This is a genomic window from Amycolatopsis sp. NPDC049868 (assembly GCF_044461365.1).
Taxonomy (GTDB): Bacteria; Actinomycetota; Actinomycetes; order Mycobacteriales; family Pseudonocardiaceae; genus Amycolatopsis.
Window position 1 is genome coordinate 1 of the sequence record NZ_JBITKV010000018.1, and the last position, 16,303, is coordinate 16,303.

Here is a 16,303-nt window from a genome sequence, read left to right on the forward strand (position 1 = left end):
GTGTCGGAGTGCTCGAGCTCCTGCGCGCGCGGGATGACCTCCTTGTCCACGAACTGGCGGACCGTGGCCAGGATTTCGGACTGCACGTCGGTCAAACCGGCGGTGCGTGCCAAACGGAACATGCTTCAACCTCTCAGTGCGGTGACAACACGGGCGAATTCGCGCATCGCGGGCTCAGACACCGTGAAGTAGGTGAACCCGAACTCCTCGCGATACCGCTGAAGTCTTTCCGCGATTTCAGCGGGGTGTCCCGAAAGGACGGTGGGAACCCGTGCCAGGTCGCGGTCGGACAGCTGGTGATCGAACCGGGGCAACCGGTCGACCGCTTCCCGGCGATCACCGTCGATCGCGACTGCATGGACGAGCAGGTTGAGCTCCAGGTCGGCGAATCGGTGCGGCGCGGCTTGCCGCACGTGTGCCACACGCCGGGCGAGCGCGTCCGGGCCGAGGAACCGGAGCATGCCAGGGTTCCGGCCGGGTGCGGCACCACTGAACGCGACGATGTCGGCGTGCGTCGCGGCGATCCCGAGTACCCGGTCCCCGTTGCCCGCGATGCTCACCGGCGGCATCGGCTCTTGGACCGGTCGCGGCCGGTGCCGGGGATCGGCGAGCAGCCGACGCACCTCGAGCACGGTGTGCTCGAGGTGGTCGACTCGCTCGGCCGCGCTGCGCCAGGGAATCCCGGCTGTGTCGAACTCGGTTTTGACGTAGCCCGTCCCGAGCGCGATCTTGAGGCGTCCGTTCAGCAACGCGTCCGTGCCGGCGAGGTCGCGGGCGAGCACGGCCGGGTGGTAGAACCCGGTGTTGAGGACGAAGGCCGAGAGACGAGGGCGGGTCGTGGCTTCGGCTGCCGAAACGAGGGCGGACAGCGGTGCCGGCATGCCGAGATGGTCGGGCACCGCGATGACGTCGTAGCCGAGGTCTTCGGCTTCCCGGCAGCGCGCTTGCCATTCGGTGCGTGACGATGGGGTGAGGAGGTTGACGCCGAAGCGGAAAGGCCGTTGGGTCATCGATCCGTTTTCTGGATCTTGTCGATGGCGTTGTCCCGGTCCGCTGCGATGTAGACAGTCCCGTCGGGGCCGACCGCGATTCCTCCGGACCGGGCATACGGCACTGTCAGGTAACCGGTCGCGAGGCCGTCGGCCAGCACGCGCTGCTCTCCGCGCGCGTCGACCGAGATCGCCCGGCCACCGGCAGCGTCGAGGACGACCACCGATCCGTCCGGCCGGACGGCAATCGCCCGGGGTGCGCCGAGTCCACGGGCGATCTCGGTGACCGCACCGGTCGTGGGGTCGACCTCGAGCAGCCGGCCACCTGTGGTGTCGGTGGCGAGTATCCGGCCCTGCCGGGTGAGGGCGAGACCGGCCGGGGCGCCGAGCTTCTCGGCGAGCGGGCGAGGGGTGTCGCCCACAACGTGGAGTATCCGGCCGTTCGAGGGCTCGGAGACCACGAGACTGCCGTCCGCCAGCTCGACGGCGTCGGAGGGCGTGGTCAGGCCGTGTACTTCGCGGACAGGGTGGCCGGTCGTGCGATCGATCACCTGGATGGTCCCGATCAGTTCGGAGGTGAGCACGATGTGGCGGGCGGTGACGCTGATCCCGGACGGGAATTCCAGTTCGGAAGACAACCGCCGCGCGATCTCGCCGACCTCGCCGGTGGCCGGGTTCACCGTGCGCAGCGCCGTGCTGTCGGCGACGAAGAGGGTATGCCCGTCGAAGTCGATGTCTTGGGGAAAGGCGAGTGGGCTCGACGTCAGGGTCTTGGTAGCGCCGGTGGTGAGGTCGACGTCGGTGATCGCGCTGTCGGCCATATTGCTGACGTAGGCGTGGTCTCGCGGCCCCATGACCATGTTGTCCGCGGCGGCGGGCAATGTCGAGACGGTGTCTTTCGTACCGGTCGCGGGGTCGATCCGGATCAGCTGTCCGGCCGCTCCGTCGAGGGCGTAGAGGCGATCGCGGGAATCGAAGCGGACCGACACCGGTTGCCGGAATCCGGTGGCGATGGTCGAGGCAGCACCGGTCCTCGGATCGATACGGGCCACTTGCCCGCGCTTGCCGAGCGGGCCGTAGATCATTCCGTCCGGTCCGAACGCGAAGGCGTTGAGCGAACCGAGATCGCGCGCGACGAGTCGAGGCACGGCGTCACCTCGCGGGTCGATCTCCCAGAGCGCGTCGGCGAAAAAGGTCTGCCCTACATACAGATGCTGCCGGGATCGGTCGAAAGCGATGGAGTTGACGCCGGGAAGGTCGCGGGCGACGGTGCGGATCCGGCCGTCGGGGGTGCGTCCCTTCACGGCTCCGGCCAGCGGGTCGGTCCAGAAGATCTCGCCCGAGGGGCCGACGACGAGGTCGTCGGAGCGGCCTTCACGCGGGCCTACCAAGCCGCTTGTCGTTCCCGTCTCGGGATCGAATGTGGAGATGGTTTCACTGGCGAGGCCGGTGGCGAGGAAGTCGCCATCGGGGGTGAGAGCGAGGCCGTTGATCGTGTGCAGGGCGGTGCCGTCGACGAGTCGCTCGACTCGGGAGGCGGCCGAATGGTCGGCGGTGGCACGGTTGTCGGTGGCGCAGGCCGTCGTCAGAGCGAGTGAGGCGATGAGCCCGGCGGTGGTCACACGTCGGTGGGTGAGCACGATTCTGTCCTCCAGGGTCGTGGGTCTCCGGGGCCGCGGGGGAGCGGCCCCGGAGACGTGGTGCTCAGTGGTCGAGGTGGTCGGCGCTGGCGTAGATGGACTGGAATTCCAGGTAGTTGCCGAGTGCCTCGGGTCCGAGTTCGCGGCCGATGCCGCTGCCTTTCATGCCGCCGAAGGGCGCACCGAGGTCCTGCAGGTAGTAGTTGACTCCGATCGTTCCGGTCCGCACTCGGCGGGCGAGCGCGAGGCCACGGTGCTCGTCGGTGGTCCAGACCGAGCCGCCGAGTCCGTATTCGCTGTCGTTGGCGATGCGGACCGCCTCGTCGTCATCGTCGTAGGGGGTGATGGTGACGACGGGGCCGAAGATCTCCTCCTGCGCGATCCGCTCGCGGTTGTCCACGTCGGCGAACACGGTGGGTTCCACGAACCAGCCACGGGAGAGGTTCGCGGGACGGCCGCCACCGGTCACCAGGCGAGCGTCGGAAGCGCGTCCGAGGTCGAGGTAGCCGAGGACTCGGTCGAGCTGTGCCTTGCTGGCCATCGGGCCGCAGGTGACAGCCGGGTCGAGCGGATCGCCCACGACCATCTCCCGCGCGAACTGCGCGACCGCTTCGACCACCTCGGCATAGCGCGAACGCGGGGCGAGGATCCGCGACTGCACGGTGCAGGTCTGGCCGTTGTTCTGGAAGCAGGCGTTGTCCAGACCGGCGACGAAGGTGTCCAGATCGACGTCGTCGAGCACGATGGCCGCGGATTTTCCGCCCAGCTCCAGCGTGCACCGTCGGATCAGTCGTCCGCATTCGGCGCCGATGATCCGACCGGCCGCGGTGGACCCGGTGAACGCGATCTTGTCCACCAGCGGGTGGGAGACCAGTGCGGCACCGGATTCCCGGCCGGCGACGACGATGTTGAGCACTCCCGGCGGCAGCCCGGCCTCGACGGCGGCATCACCGAGGATGTAGCCGTCCAGCGCGGTTTCCGGCGAGGGCTTGAGAACCACAGTGCAGCCTGCGGCCAACGCCGGGGCGATCTTCATCATCGCGAGCGCCTGCGGGTAGTTCCACGGCGTGATCGCCCCGACCACACCGACCGGAGCGCGGCGCACGACCGTGGACCCCGAGGGGCTCGGCCGGGTCTCTTCCAACGGCATCGTCTCGATCTGGTCCGCGTACATGTTCAGCAGGCCGGCCGGAGCTTCTCCGTTGAAGGCGTTCGACAGCCCGATCGGCATGCCGTTCTCCCGGCTGACCAGAGTCGCGGTGTCGGCGCCGCGGGCAGCCAGCGCCTCGGCGAAGCGGCGCATGGCTGCCGCACGTTCGGCCGGGGTAGTCCGGCCCCACGGTCCGTCGTCCAGGGCACGGCGGGCGGCGCGGACCGCGGCGTCGATGTCGGCGTCGGTGCCCAAGGAAGCAGTGCCCAATGGGGCCTCGGTGGCCGCTTCCAGGGCCAGATGGGTCTCGGTTCCCTTCGGCGCCACCCAGGCGCCGTCGATGAAGAACCGGGTCCGGTCCAGATCGGTGCTCGAATCTGCGGCGATAGTCAACGTAGCTCCTTGTCCTGGTGTTTCGTGGTGTCCGGCGTGGCGATGACCCGCCGGTCGTGCAGGCCGCCGAGCTCGGCGGCGGTGAGACCGAGAACCTCGGCCAGCACGGAATCGGTGTCCCCGCCGAGCACCGGGCAGACCCCGGCGGGACCGCGCTCGCCGGAGAACCGCAACGGGGAACGTGCGGTGATGGCGGAGCCGCCGCCCGGCAGCCGCAGATCGGCGAGTACCTCGTGCAGCTGTTCGCGGTGGTCGGCCACGAGGTCGGCCATGCCGCGGTAGCGGCCCCACAGCACCCGTGCGGCGTCCAGTTCCTTGCCCACCTCGTCGAGATCGCGCGCCGCGAACCAGGGCCGCAGAACCGCCTCGATCGTCTCGCGCAAGCGGTACCGCTCGGCCTCATCGCGCAGATCCGCGTTCAACGCCTGTTCCAGCGCGGCGAACACCTCCGCGGTGCCGGTCGCGGACTGCAACGCCCGCCACTGGCCGTCGGTGAGCGCCACGACCATCACCCGCGTGTCGTCCCGGCAGGCGAAGTCGACGCCGAAACTGCCGTAGACGTGGTTGCCGTGCCTCGGCCGTTCCCCGTGCCGGTCGGCGGCCTCGGAGAGCCAGCCGAGATTGGCGACTCCGGCGAGCGCCACATCGGAGAGAGCCAGTTCGACGTAGGCACCCGCCCCGGTACGTGCGCGTTGGTTCAGTGCGGCGAGCACCCCTGTAGCGACGCTCAGCCCGGCGACCAGGTCCCAAGCCGGCAGCACGTGATTCACCGGAGCCGCCCAGTCGTCGCCGCCGGTGATCCGCGGGACCCCGGTTTCGGCGTTGACGGTGTAGTCCACCGCGGGCCGCCCGTCCGGATAACCCTGTACGCGCACGTGGATCACGTCGGATCGGCGTGCTGCCAACCGTTCGTGGGCCAGCCATGGCCGCCCGACCACGTTGTCGATCAGCACTCCACGATCGGGTCCTGCGGCGGTCGCCAGCGCGAGGACCAGCTCGCGGCCCTCCTGACTGCGCAGGTCGATCGCGACCGAGCGTTTGCCCTTGTTCAGCGAGGCCCAGTAGTAGCTTTCGCCCGTCGGCGCGACCGGCCAGCGAAAGTGGTCGCTGCCGCCGCCGATCGGATCGACGCGGATCACGTCGGCGCCCAGTTGCGCCAGCGTCATGCCGCCGGTCGGGCCGGCGACGAAACTCGCGCATTCGACGATGTGGGTGCCGGTCATGGGTCTGGTCATCGGTGACCTCCAGGTCGGGAACCGGGAATGAGGACGGCGCGCCCGGTCACCCGGCGTTCGTCGAGATCGGTGAAGGCGCTGACGACGTCGTCGAGGGGATAGGCGGTGACCAGAGGGCGCACCCTTCCCTCGGCGACCAGGTCCAGCGCGTCGGCGAAGGTGGTCATCAGGGTGGATCCGGAGCCGGTGATCACGGCTTCCTTCGCGAACACGAAGGCCGGATGGACCCGGATCGGCTCGCCGCCGACCTGCCCGGTCAACACGTAGCGCCCCGCATGGGCGAGAGCACGGAAGGCCTGCCGGAACACGGCCGGATGCCCGGTGTTGTCCAGCACGACGTCGGCGCCTCGCCCCTCGGTCGCGTCGAGGATGTCCCGCCACGCGGTGTCCCCCGTGGTCACTACGTGCGCGGCACCGTATTTCCGCAGCCGCTCCGTCTTGTCCGGATCACCGGTGAGCGCGAGCACCCTGGTCCCGAGTGCGACGGCGACCTGTACGGCGTGCAGCCCGAGCCCGCCACCTGCCCCGGTGACGAGCACCGTCTCGCCGGGTTCGACGCGCGCGATGCGTCGCAGCGCTTGCAATCCGGTCCCTACCGCGCAGGCGGCGATTGCGGCCTCGGCCAGGTGTACGCCGGGCGGCACCGGCAGCAGAGCCGACTGGGGGAGCACCGCGTACTCGGCGAAGCCGCCGTACAGGAACGCGCGTCGCGCACACCGTAGTTCGTCGCCGTTCGCGCATGGTCCGCATCGGCCGCAGGTTCCGAACTGCTTCGCGGCGACCCGGGTCCCGACGGCGAATCGGGTCACGCCGGGGCCGACGGCCACGACGGTTCCGGCGATCTCGTGTCCGAGGACCGCCGGCAGCGGGATGCTCAGCAACCCGGAGCGGTCGGCCTGGTCGTGTCCGCACATCCCGCAGGCCGCGACCTCGACGAGGACCTCGCCAGGGCCTGGCTCCGGGCGATCCAGCTCGGCGATCGTCATCGCGTTGGGGCCGCCCGTACGGGTCAGGACCGCGGCGCGCATGACGCGATCACCTTGCCCGGATTGAAGATTCCCCGCGGATCGAGTGCCTGTTTGACCGCCGCGTGCATGGCCAGCACCGGTGCTGAGAGCTCCCGGCTCAGCCCGCCGCGTTTGAGCAGCCCGACGCCGTGTTCCCCGGTCACCGTGCCGCCGAGCGCGATCGCCTCGTTCAAGATCTCTTCGAAGGCTGCCTGTGCTCGCACGCGCGCGGCCGGATCATCGGCGGGGACGACCAGCACCGGATGCAGGTTTCCGTCACCGGCGTGCGCGACGTTGGCGATGCGAACCTCGTGGCGCGTCCCGATCCCTTCGATTCGCCGCAACATTTCCGGCACTGCGGCGATCGGCACGCAAACGTCCTCGGTGAGCACCGGGCCGAGCCGTTCGAGCGCGGGATAAGCGAGCCGCCGCGCGGCGAACAAGGCCTCGGATTCTTCCGCGTCGGATGACGTGGCGACCCACGTGGCCCCCGCGGCGGTGAAGCAGTGTGACATGATCTCGGCTTCGTGCTCGCCGGCCTCGCCGGGTGCGTCGGTGCGGCCGAGCAGCACCACCTCGGCTTCGGCGGACAGCCCCATGTTCTTCCAGGCGTCCACCGCGGCGAGGGTGTGCCGGTCGATCAGTTCCAGAGCCGACGGCACGACGCCGGACGCGCCGATGGCCGCGATGGCGTCACCGGCGTCGGACAAGCCGGCGAAGTAACCGGCGACCGTACGCTCGCTCGCCCGCGCCCCACGCAACCGCACGGTGATCTCCGTGACCACGCCGAGGGTGCCCTCGGAGCCGACCATCAGTCCGGTGAGGTCGTATCCGGCGACGCCCTTGGCCGTTCGGCGACCGAGCCGGACCAGCTCCCCGGTGCCGGTGACGATCTCCAGCGCGAGCACGTAGTCCCGGGTGACCCCGTACTTGACACAGCACAGCCCACCGGCGTTGGTGGCCACGTTGCCGCCGATCGTGGACCACGGCGCGCTCGCCGGATCCGGTGGATACCACAGGCCGTGTTCCGCACACGCCGTCCGGAGCGTCTCGTTCACGACGCCGGGTTCGACCACGGCAAGCCGTTCGGCGGTGTTGATCTCGCGGATCGCGGTCATCCGTTCGGTGGACAGCACGATCCCGCCCGCCACCGCGTTCGCCCCACCGGAGAGACCGGTACCGGCGCCGCGCGGCACGATCGGGGTCCCGTGTCGCAGACACACTCGTACCGTCTGCTGGATTTCTTCGGCGGTGTGGGCACGCACCACGGCCAACGGCAGCTCGCTCGGAGCCCACACCGCCTCGTCGTGCGCATACGCGGCAAGGACGTCGGGATCGGTGAGCACCCGGCCGGTGGGCAGCGCGTGGCGCAGTTCTTTCAGCATGGCGCATCGGCTTTCGTCGCACGGACCTCCGACATCCGCCGCGCGAGTTCGCCCCGATATTTCGCGACGGTGCCGAGTTTGACGTCCTCATAGCCGCGCACCAGGTCGGGCAGAAGGGCCACTTCCACTGCCAGCGCATGAGTGTCCGGGTCGAGCCGCTCGGCCAGTTCGCCGATGACGCGTTCGTATTCGGCGACCAGATCGCGTTCCAGCCTGCGGATCGCCATGCGGCCGAACGGATCCAGCCGAGTCCCGCGTAGCCGCCGGGCCGCGACGAGGATGCGGAAGACCGATTTGAACCAGGGGCCCAGCTCGATTTTGCCGCGAATGCCGAGCGCCTTGAGCACCGGCGGGTGCAGCCGGTACCTGATGCGGGCGTCCGCACCGAAACGCGCGCGGACACGGCGTTCCTGCCCCGGATCCAGGGAAAGACGCGCGACCTCGTACTCGTCCTTGTAGGCCATCAGCTTGTGCAGGTTCCGTGCCACGGCCTCGGTCAGCGCCGTCGCGCCTGGGACCGCGCCGGTTTCGGCACGACGCGCCCGTTCGACGTGCTCCAGGTACCGGCGCGCGTAGGCGATGCTCTGGTAGGCGATCAACTCGGGCACGCGGATGCGGAGCAGCCTGCCGAGTTCGGAGCCGTCGTCGGCACCGACCTCGGCCAGCAGTTCACGCGTGGCCGGCGACAGCGCGGGTTCGGGTTCGGGCTCCCCGCGCAGGGTGCTGAGCAAGGCATCCAGCGCCGCGCGGTCGGCTACCCACTGCCGCCCCCTGCGGAATGCCTGCACATTGGTTTCGACGCGGACCCCGTTGCGGGAGATGGCTTCCTCGATCGCCTCCGCCGGAAGAGGGAGCGCACCACACTGGTAGGCGACCCCGGTCAGCAGCAGGTTGGCGTACTGATCCTGACCGAACAGTGATTCGGCCAGTTCCCGGGCATCCAGGTCGGTCACGGTCGCGGTTGCTTCGCGGAGCCGGTCGAGCAGCGCCGCTTCCTCGGGGAAGGTGACGCTGGTGTCGGTGACCATCGCCCCGGTCGGGACCTTCGACGTGGAGACCACGGTGGTGGTGCGGCTCGGATCGGCGACGGCGAGGTAGCGGGGATCGGCAGCGACGAGCACGTCGGCACCGAGGTAGAGATCGCACTCGCCGTCGCTCGCTTTGTTCGCGTGCGCCGTACCGATCTTGACATCGGAGACCACCGCGCCGCCCTTTTGCGCGAGCCCGGTTTGATCCAGTGACCGCACGGGCAGACCGGCGATGCTCGCCGCGGTCGCGAGGATTTGCGAAAGGGTGACCACGCCCGAACCGCCGACCCCGGTCACCCGCACGGTGAACCGCTCGGCCGAGACGATCCGGGTGGGCTCCGGCAGCGTGTCCGGTAGCGCGCCGGCGAGCGGCCGGGATCCGGCGTCCTTGCCGGGAAGCACCGTGAGGAACGACGGGCAATCTCCTGCCAGGCAAGAGAAGTCCTTGTTACAGGAGGACTGGTCGATGCGGGTCTTGCGGCCGAACTCGGTGTCGACCGGCTGCACCGAAAGGCAGTTCGACTTCTCTCCGCAGTCGCCGCAGCCCTCGCACACCCGCTCGTTGATCACCACCCGCTGCGGTGGCTCCGGTGCGAGCCCGCGTTTGCGTTTGCGCCGTAGTTCGGTCGCGCATTCCTGGTCGTGGATCAGCATCGTCACGCCCGGGACGCGTGCGAGCGTCTCCTGTGCTTCGGTCAACCGGTCGCGGTGCCACACCCGGACGCCGCGTCCCAGGCGGACGCGGCGGTAACGGGCCGGATCCTCGGTGGTGACGATGATCCGGCCTACCCCCTCGGCACGCATGGCATCGATCACCCGGGGGATGGTCAGCACCCCGGTCGGCTGCTGTCCGCCGGTCATGGCGACCGCCGAGTTGTACAGCAGCTTGTAGGTGATGTTCACGCCGGAGGCCACGGCCGCGCGCACCGCGAGGCTGCCCGAGTGGTGGAAGGTGCCGTCGCCGAGGTTCTGTACGAGGTGTTCCTTGCCCACGAAGGGCGACATGCCCACCCACTGGGTGCCCTCGCCGCCCATCTGGGTCAGTCCGGTGATCTCCCCGGTCTGTTCCTGGTCCGTCATCAGCACCAGGCTGTGGCAGCCGATGCCTGCGCCGACCAGCGAACCCGCCGGGGCCTTCGTGGACGAGTTGTGCGGGCAGCCCGAACAGAAGTACGGAGTACGGGCGGCCAGGGGGAGAGCGATGGTGCGCCGGGGTGGTCGCCAGGAATCGACGGACGGAAAACCGCCGTGCGCACGCAGCCGGGGCGCCAGCGCTTCCGCGATGCGATCCGGGTCGAGTTCGCCGTCGGCGGGTACCAGTGCGGCGCCGTCGGGGCCGCGTTTGCCGCTGACGACCGGAGCCTCGGCCCGGCCGTAGAGCAGGTTCTTGATGGCGGATTCGACGAAGGAACGTTTCTCTTCCACCACGATGATTTCGCGCAGTCCCGCGGCGAACCGGCCGACGATCTCCGGATCGAGCGGATGCACCATCGCCAGCCGCAGCAGCCGCACGCCGCGGCGGTCCAGCTCCGGCTCGTCCAGGCCCAAGATCTCGAGCGCCTGCCGAAGGTCGGAAAAGGTCTTGCCCGCAGCGACGATCCCGACCCGGGCCTCGCCGCCGAGGATCGTGTTCAGACCGTTGGCCGCGGCGTACCGGCGCGCGAGTTCGAGGCGGACGCCGTCACGGCTGCGTTCCAGCCTGCCGAGATCCGGTTGCAGCATCCGTGCGGTCATCTCGTGGGCGAACGTCCGGCCGTCGACGACCGGGTCCGGGGCGACCGGGCGGATGCGGTCCGGTCGCACCACTACGGTTCCGGTGCCGTCCGCGACGTTGGTGGCGATCTTGAAGCCGACCCAGAGCCCGCACGCACGGGACATCGCCACCGCGTGCTGTCCGAGGTCGAGTACTTCCTGTGGATCGGCCGGGTACAACGTCGGCATGCCCAGGTCGGCCAGCAACAACTCCGAGCTGCCGGGCACCGTCGAGGACTTCGCGCCCGGATCGTCGCCGACCAGGGCCAGCGCCCCGCCGAGCCGGTGGGTGCCCATGAGGTTGTTGTGTCGTAAGGCATCCGAAGCGCGGTCCAACCCCGGTGACTTGCCGTACCAGTAACCTGTGACCCCGTCGACACGCCGATGCGCCGAGTCTGCGGCCAGCTGCGCGCCCTGCACCGCGGTCGCCGCCAGTTCCTCGTTGACGCCTGGCCGGAACACCACATCGTGCTCGGCCAGCAACTCCGTTTGCCTGCCCAGTTCGAGGTCGTAGCCGCCGAGCGGGGAGCCCTCGTAGCCGGATACGAACGCGGCGGTGCGCAGGCCCGCGCGCTGGTCGGCACGGCGGACGTCGATCGGCAACCGGGCGAGCGCCTGGACGCCGGTCAGCTGGAACCGTCCCTCGATCGCACGGTAGCGGTCGGCAAGTCGGTCGGTCACGGGGTGGTTCCTCCATGCGGTACGAGTGTGGGAGCCAGCGTCCGGAGCTGGTCCAGTACGGGTTCCGTGCCGTGGCTCCGGGTCAGTGGGTGGAGCGCGACGTGGTCCGCACCCGCGTCCAGGTGTTCGCGCACCCGGGCGGCGACCTGCGGCGCGTCACCCCAGGCGACCAGCGTGTCCACCAGGCGGTCGCTGCCGCCGCCGTCGAGGTCGTCGTCGCCGAATCCCAGTGCGCGCAGGTGGTTCACGTAGTTGCGCAGAGCGAGCCGGCTGGCGATGTGTTCGCGCGCGATCGCCCGTGCCCGGTGGGGATCCGGGTCGACGACCACGGCCTGCTCGGGAACGAGGAGTGGGCCGGGGCCGAGGCGTTCGCGGGCCGCCGCCGTATGTGCGGGCGGCACGAAGAACGAGTGCATCCCGGCGCTCCTGTCGCGGGCCAGGTCCTGCATCCTGGGCCGCAGAGCGGCCAGGACCCGGGGCACCGGCCGGTCGGGCCGCGGTCCACGGTAGGGGCCCGCGTCGAGCTGGTCGAGGTATTCGCGCAGCGCCGTCAGCGGCCGATCGTGGCCATGTCCGCGCCCGGCCTCGGCGTGGCTGGTACCGAGGCCGAGCACGAACCGTCCGGGGAAGGCTTCGCCGAGGGTCTGTGACGCGGCTTCGGCGGCGATGGCGTCCCGCGCCCAGATGGTGGCGACGCCCGTGGCCACGGGCAGCCGTGTGGTCGCACCGAGCAGGAGTGCGGCGTGGGTGAAGATTTCCTTGTGCGCGGGGGATTCCCCGATCCACAGGGCGCCGTAGCCGAGGTCCTCGACGACGCGGGCCGCGTTCGCGGCCTCGGCGGCGGGGACCTCCGCCAGCACGGACAGCCACACGCCGACCGGTCCGATCCGGGCCGCCAGCTCGCGGGACGTGCTCACTTGTGGTCACCTGGCCCGAATTCCGGCAGCCAAACGGAATCGCCGACCTCGCGGAAGGACACCGTCACCGGTTCCCCGAGCACCGGATCGGCCGCACCGGTCCAGGTGGTGGTCAGGTTCGGGCCGCTGTCCAGCCGGACCTGCACGACGACGTAGGGCACGTCGTCCCCGGCGAAGTACTGCTTGTGGAACCGGACCCAGCTGTGCACCCGTCCGGTCCCGGCGTCGGTCACCCACTCGACGTCCCTGCGGAAATCGCGTGGGCACACCGGGGAGGGCGGCCAGAACCGGTGGCCGCATGAACCGCACACCGGTACGCGCAGCTCGCCGCGGGCCGCGCCGTCGAGGTGCTCGACGTCCTCGGGATAGCGGACGGGAAGGGGTCGCGCAGTGGTCATCGTGTTCACCGGTCCTTCGTGAAGACAATCGAGTCGCCGAACGGGGTTGCCCATTGGACGACCTCGCAATCGGGCACCTGCCGGTCACCGGCCTCCCCGCGGATCTGCCGGGCGGCTTCGGCCAGATGGCCCCAGCCGCAGATGTGCGCCTCGGACAACAGGCCGCCCGCAGTGTTCACCGGCAGCTCGCCACCAAGTTCGATCCGGCCGTCCTGCAACCAGTCGAGGGCTTGCCCTTCGGCGGTGAAGCCGAAGCGCTCCAGCACGAACACCACGTTGGGCGAGAACGCGTCGTAGAGCTGCAACGAGTCCACGTCGCCAGGTCCGTTCAGCCCGGCCATCGCGTATACCGGGTGCTCTTCGATCCGGCGTGTATCGCCCTGGGTGAAGACCCCCAATCCGGGAGGCGCGAAGATGAACTCGTCCCGGCCGGCGCGGAGGCCCTGCATCCCGGAGATGATCACTGCGGGCCGGCGCAGATCACGCGCGCGTTCCACAGTGGTCACGAGCAGGCAGGCGCCACCATCGCTGAGCAAGGCAAAGTCCGGTCGGCGCAAGGGCTCCACGATGTAGGGCTGGGCCTCGTAGTCCGCGAGTTCGAGAGGTTTGGTCATCTGAGCGTTCGGGTTGAGCCGGGCGTGCCGTCGCATGGCCATCGGCACCGCCGCGATCAGCTCCGGGTCGGTGCCATAGCGTTCGCAGTACCGGCGGAAGGCCATCGCGGCTCCCGCGCCGGGAGCGGTCATGCCGTAGTGCGGCAATTCCCCGTGCGATCCGCCGCCCTGGCGCATCCCTTCCATGTCATCGGCACCGCCCACCATGCCCAGTCCGGAGAACGACACGCCCGCCAGGCAGGCCGCCACCTCGGTGGTGCCGAGCGCCACGGCCTGGGCCGCGGCTTGCAGCGCGGGACCGACGAACCGTCCGTGGCTCCAGGTCTGGACGGCGGCGCGGATTTGCAGCCCGAACGCTTCCGCCATCCGGTCGTAGTCGATCGACAGCGGGTAGCCGACATTGGTGAACAGGCCGTCCACGTCACCGGCGGTGAGGCCGGCGTCGTCCAGACCCGATCGGAGCGCCTCGGCGGCAAGGTCGAGACCGCTGCGTTCAGAAGCCCTGGAGAGCTCGGTGATGCCGATCCCGACGATCGCCACCTGGCGTACAGGCCCAAACGGCATGTTCTGTCCTTTCTCGACTTGTCAGAGAATCGCGTGGGCGTTGGCGGGGCTGCCGACCCCGCGCGGCAGCGGCAGCACTCCGGAGACGAGCAGGAACTCGTGGCTCCCGCGTTCGGCGCAGGCCCGCGCGAGCCGATCCAGCAGCCAGAGTTCGCCCAGCGGCATGCCCTGCAAGGCGATCAGCCGCCGGTGCAGGAAACCCTTGGCGCGGTTCACCGGGAAGACCTCCACCCCCACGTTGTCCACCACGACCGCCGCGAACTCCCGGTCCCAGAGATAGCCGGCCATCTCCTGCGCCGACTCCAGACCGGGACACGCGAACCCGTTGCCGATGGTCCCGCGCATTCGGGTCCGCTCCGCCGCCGGCAACTCCAGGTACCACTCCGTCCATCCGGTGCGGACGACGAGGATGTCCCCGGACCGGAAGTCGGTTCCCTGTTCCGCGGCGACCTCATCGAGCATCGCCGCGGTGATCTCCACCGGCTCGTCCGGCGGGAGTGGCACGCCTCGTGCCTTCCGGTGACCGGCGACGTCGACGAGCACGCCCCGGCCGCCGAACCCGTGCTCGGCCCACCGGTCCACCCCCAGCACGTCGCTCGTCGCCAGGTCGGTTTCGTTCCGGCCACCCCAATAGCCGTGCCGTCCGGCGTTGATATGCCGCAGCCCGTCCCACTGCGAGGAACCCTGCAGATAGAAGCCGTTCAGTTTGTCGTCGTGGCCGGCCGGGGTGTCCTCCACGACGTGCTCGAAGCGGCCACGCTCGTCGAACAGTCCTGGATCGGGCTCGTTCAACGGCAACGTCAGCGAGATCATCTGCCCGCTGCGCACCGTCCGCACGGCGGCCAGTCGCTGCGCGGGCCCGATCAGGTTGAGCGTGCCGATTTCGTCCGTCCGCCCCCACACGTCCCAGGCATACCGCTCGTCCCGGTCGGGCAGGGTGGGCAGCGCCGCGAACGCCGGGGTGCGGCGGGTCATTCTGCCGCCTCCAGCATCTCGCGCAACTTGAGCTTGCTGACCTTTCCGGTGTGGGTCTGCGGCACCGAGTGCGAGCCCATCACCACGACCCGGGCCGGCACCTTGTAGCTGGCGGCGCGGTCCCGGATGTACTCCCGGAGCCGGTGCGCCAGCCCGGCCTCGTCCGCGACCCGGCGCTCGTCCGGGACCACCACACAGGCCATCTCCTGGTCACCGTCCGATGTGGACAGACCGATGACGTAGGCCTGGTCGACTTCGGCGTGCTCGCCGAGAATGCCTTCGATCTCCAGCGGTGATACGTTGATGCCCTTGATCTTGAGCATTTCCTTCCAGCGTCCACCGAACGCCAGCCGCCCGTCCGCGTCGATCGAACCGAGATCGCCGGTGCGGAACCAGCCGTCCGCCGAATGCGTGTCTCCCGGTTCCACGTGGCCGAGGTAGCCGTCGATCACACAGCCGCGAACCTCGATCTCGCCGCTGGCGCCGGGAGCACACACCGCTCCGGTCTTGTCCACGATGCGAATGTGCTGAGTGGGCAAGCAGGTGCCCTGGGTGTGCAGCTTGACCTCCAGCGGGTCGTGCGCGTCGGTCATGGTCACGAAGCCGTACGACTCGGTGAGCCCGAAGGCACTACACGCTTCGGTGATGCCCAGCCCTTCGATCGCCAGGCGCTTGTCCTCGGAGTTGAACCCGACCGGGCCGGTGCGCAGCGAGGAGATGTCCCTGGTGCCGAAACTCGGCGCGGCGAGCAGGGCACGCACCGCTGTGGCGAGGCCGTAGGAGACGGTGCAGCGCTCGCGCTCGATGAACGCCAGCGACGCGTCGCCCTCGACCTTTTCCTCGATGCACAGGGTGATTCCGTGACTCAACGCCACCGGAAGCGCGTTGCAGGCCCCGTAGCCGAAGAACAACGGCATGGCGAACCACAGCCGGTCGCCGGGCCCCACACGCATCCGTGTGCCCATCGCGTGCCCGTTGCGCAACAGTTTGCCGTGTTCGAGCGGCACCGCCTTGGGCAGCGCCGTACTGCCGCTGGTGTAGAGGATCATCGCGATGTCCTCCGGTCCCGCGCCCTGTGCAGGAGCCGGGCCGTTCTCGATGCCGGGCGGAAGCTGCTCGGCGGCGGGCCAGAGCAGCGCACCCAGGTACCCGTCGGTGCGGGCACCGGTGGCGAAGACTTCGTCGTACCCGGCAGCGGCGAGCTCGGCGAGCATGTCCTTGCCGAACACCTTCTCCTCGGTCACCACCAGGCGCAGCTGTGCGGTGCCCAGGAGATGGGCCAGTTCGGCGGAGCGGTACCAGGTGTTGATCGGCACCGCCACCAGCCCGGCCCGCTGCGCGCCGATCATCGTCACCAGCCAGCGCAGCCCGTTCGGCAACAGGATCCCGACCCGGTCACCCGGTCGTAACCCGGCGGCGGCGAACGCGCTGGCCAGCTCTTCACACCGCCGGGTGAACTCGGCGAAGGTCATCCGGCCTTCGGGTGCGACCACAGCTTCCTGGTCGGGGAATCGCCGTGCCAGCGCCGCCAGCGCCGCGGGGAAGGTGGTTTCGGTCGGTGCGGACACGTCATTC

Annotated in this window: 12 protein-coding genes and 1 pseudogene; all 13 read right to left on the reverse strand. The window is 69.7% G+C overall.

Annotated features, from left to right (window positions below):
• Window positions 1-122 (reverse strand): annotated as a pseudogene (locus tag ACIBTM_RS41465) (acyl-CoA dehydrogenase); the annotation flags it as partial.
• 3 nt (window positions 123-125) lie between these two features.
• The gene (locus tag ACIBTM_RS41470; protein WP_395882612.1) at window positions 126-1,010 is read right to left on the reverse strand and encodes an LLM class F420-dependent oxidoreductase; all 885 of its coding nucleotides are present in this window, start codon (window positions 1,008-1,010) and stop codon (window positions 126-128) included.
• Entirely contained in the window at window positions 1,007-2,629 is a 1,623-nt protein-coding gene (locus ACIBTM_RS41475; protein ID WP_395882613.1) for a hypothetical protein, read from the reverse strand. The genes ACIBTM_RS41470 and ACIBTM_RS41475 overlap by 4 nt, the downstream gene beginning before the upstream one ends.
• Before the next feature lie 64 nt (window positions 2,630-2,693).
• A complete protein-coding gene (locus ACIBTM_RS41480; protein ID WP_395882614.1) occupies window positions 2,694-4,172 on the reverse strand; it encodes an aldehyde dehydrogenase in 1,479 nt (492 codons plus the stop codon).
• Window positions 4,169-5,407, reverse strand: coding sequence for a CoA transferase (locus tag ACIBTM_RS41485; protein WP_395882615.1), 1,239 nt, complete (start codon window positions 5,405-5,407; stop codon window positions 4,169-4,171). Before ACIBTM_RS41485 ends, ACIBTM_RS41480 begins: the two co-directional genes overlap by 4 nt.
• Window positions 5,404-6,435: an alcohol dehydrogenase catalytic domain-containing protein gene (locus ACIBTM_RS41490; RefSeq protein ID WP_395882616.1), complete on the reverse strand. Its 1,032-nt coding sequence runs from the start codon at window positions 6,433-6,435 to the stop codon at window positions 5,404-5,406. Before ACIBTM_RS41490 ends, ACIBTM_RS41485 begins: the two co-directional genes overlap by 4 nt.
• The gene (locus tag ACIBTM_RS41495; protein WP_395882617.1) at window positions 6,417-7,799 is read right to left on the reverse strand and encodes an FAD-binding oxidoreductase; all 1,383 of its coding nucleotides are present in this window, start codon (window positions 7,797-7,799) and stop codon (window positions 6,417-6,419) included. The genes ACIBTM_RS41490 and ACIBTM_RS41495 overlap by 19 nt, the downstream gene beginning before the upstream one ends.
• On the reverse strand, window positions 7,793-11,260 hold the full coding sequence (locus ACIBTM_RS41500) for an indolepyruvate ferredoxin oxidoreductase family protein (protein WP_395882618.1): 3,468 nt from the start codon (window positions 11,258-11,260) through the stop codon (window positions 7,793-7,795). The genes ACIBTM_RS41495 and ACIBTM_RS41500 overlap by 7 nt, the downstream gene beginning before the upstream one ends.
• Entirely contained in the window at window positions 11,257-12,177 is a 921-nt protein-coding gene (locus ACIBTM_RS41505; RefSeq protein WP_395882619.1) for a TIGR03620 family F420-dependent LLM class oxidoreductase, read from the reverse strand. Before ACIBTM_RS41505 ends, ACIBTM_RS41500 begins: the two co-directional genes overlap by 4 nt.
• A complete protein-coding gene (locus ACIBTM_RS41510) occupies window positions 12,174-12,575 on the reverse strand; it encodes a Zn-ribbon domain-containing OB-fold protein (RefSeq protein WP_395882620.1) in 402 nt (133 codons plus the stop codon). The genes ACIBTM_RS41505 and ACIBTM_RS41510 overlap by 4 nt, the downstream gene beginning before the upstream one ends.
• A gap of 5 nt (window positions 12,576-12,580) precedes the next feature.
• Entirely contained in the window at window positions 12,581-13,753 is a 1,173-nt protein-coding gene (locus ACIBTM_RS41515) for a thiolase family protein (protein WP_395882621.1), read from the reverse strand.
• Window positions 13,754-13,774: 21 nt separating this feature from the next.
• Window positions 13,775-14,728: a cyclase family protein gene (locus ACIBTM_RS41520; protein ID WP_395882622.1), complete on the reverse strand. Its 954-nt coding sequence runs from the start codon at window positions 14,726-14,728 to the stop codon at window positions 13,775-13,777.
• Window positions 14,725-16,296 carry a class I adenylate-forming enzyme family protein gene (locus ACIBTM_RS41525; protein WP_395882623.1) on the reverse strand — a complete coding sequence of 524 codons (1,572 nt, stop codon included), beginning with the start codon at window positions 16,294-16,296 and terminating at the stop codon, window positions 14,725-14,727. The genes ACIBTM_RS41520 and ACIBTM_RS41525 overlap by 4 nt, the downstream gene beginning before the upstream one ends.
• Window positions 16,297-16,303: the final 7 nt, after the last annotated feature.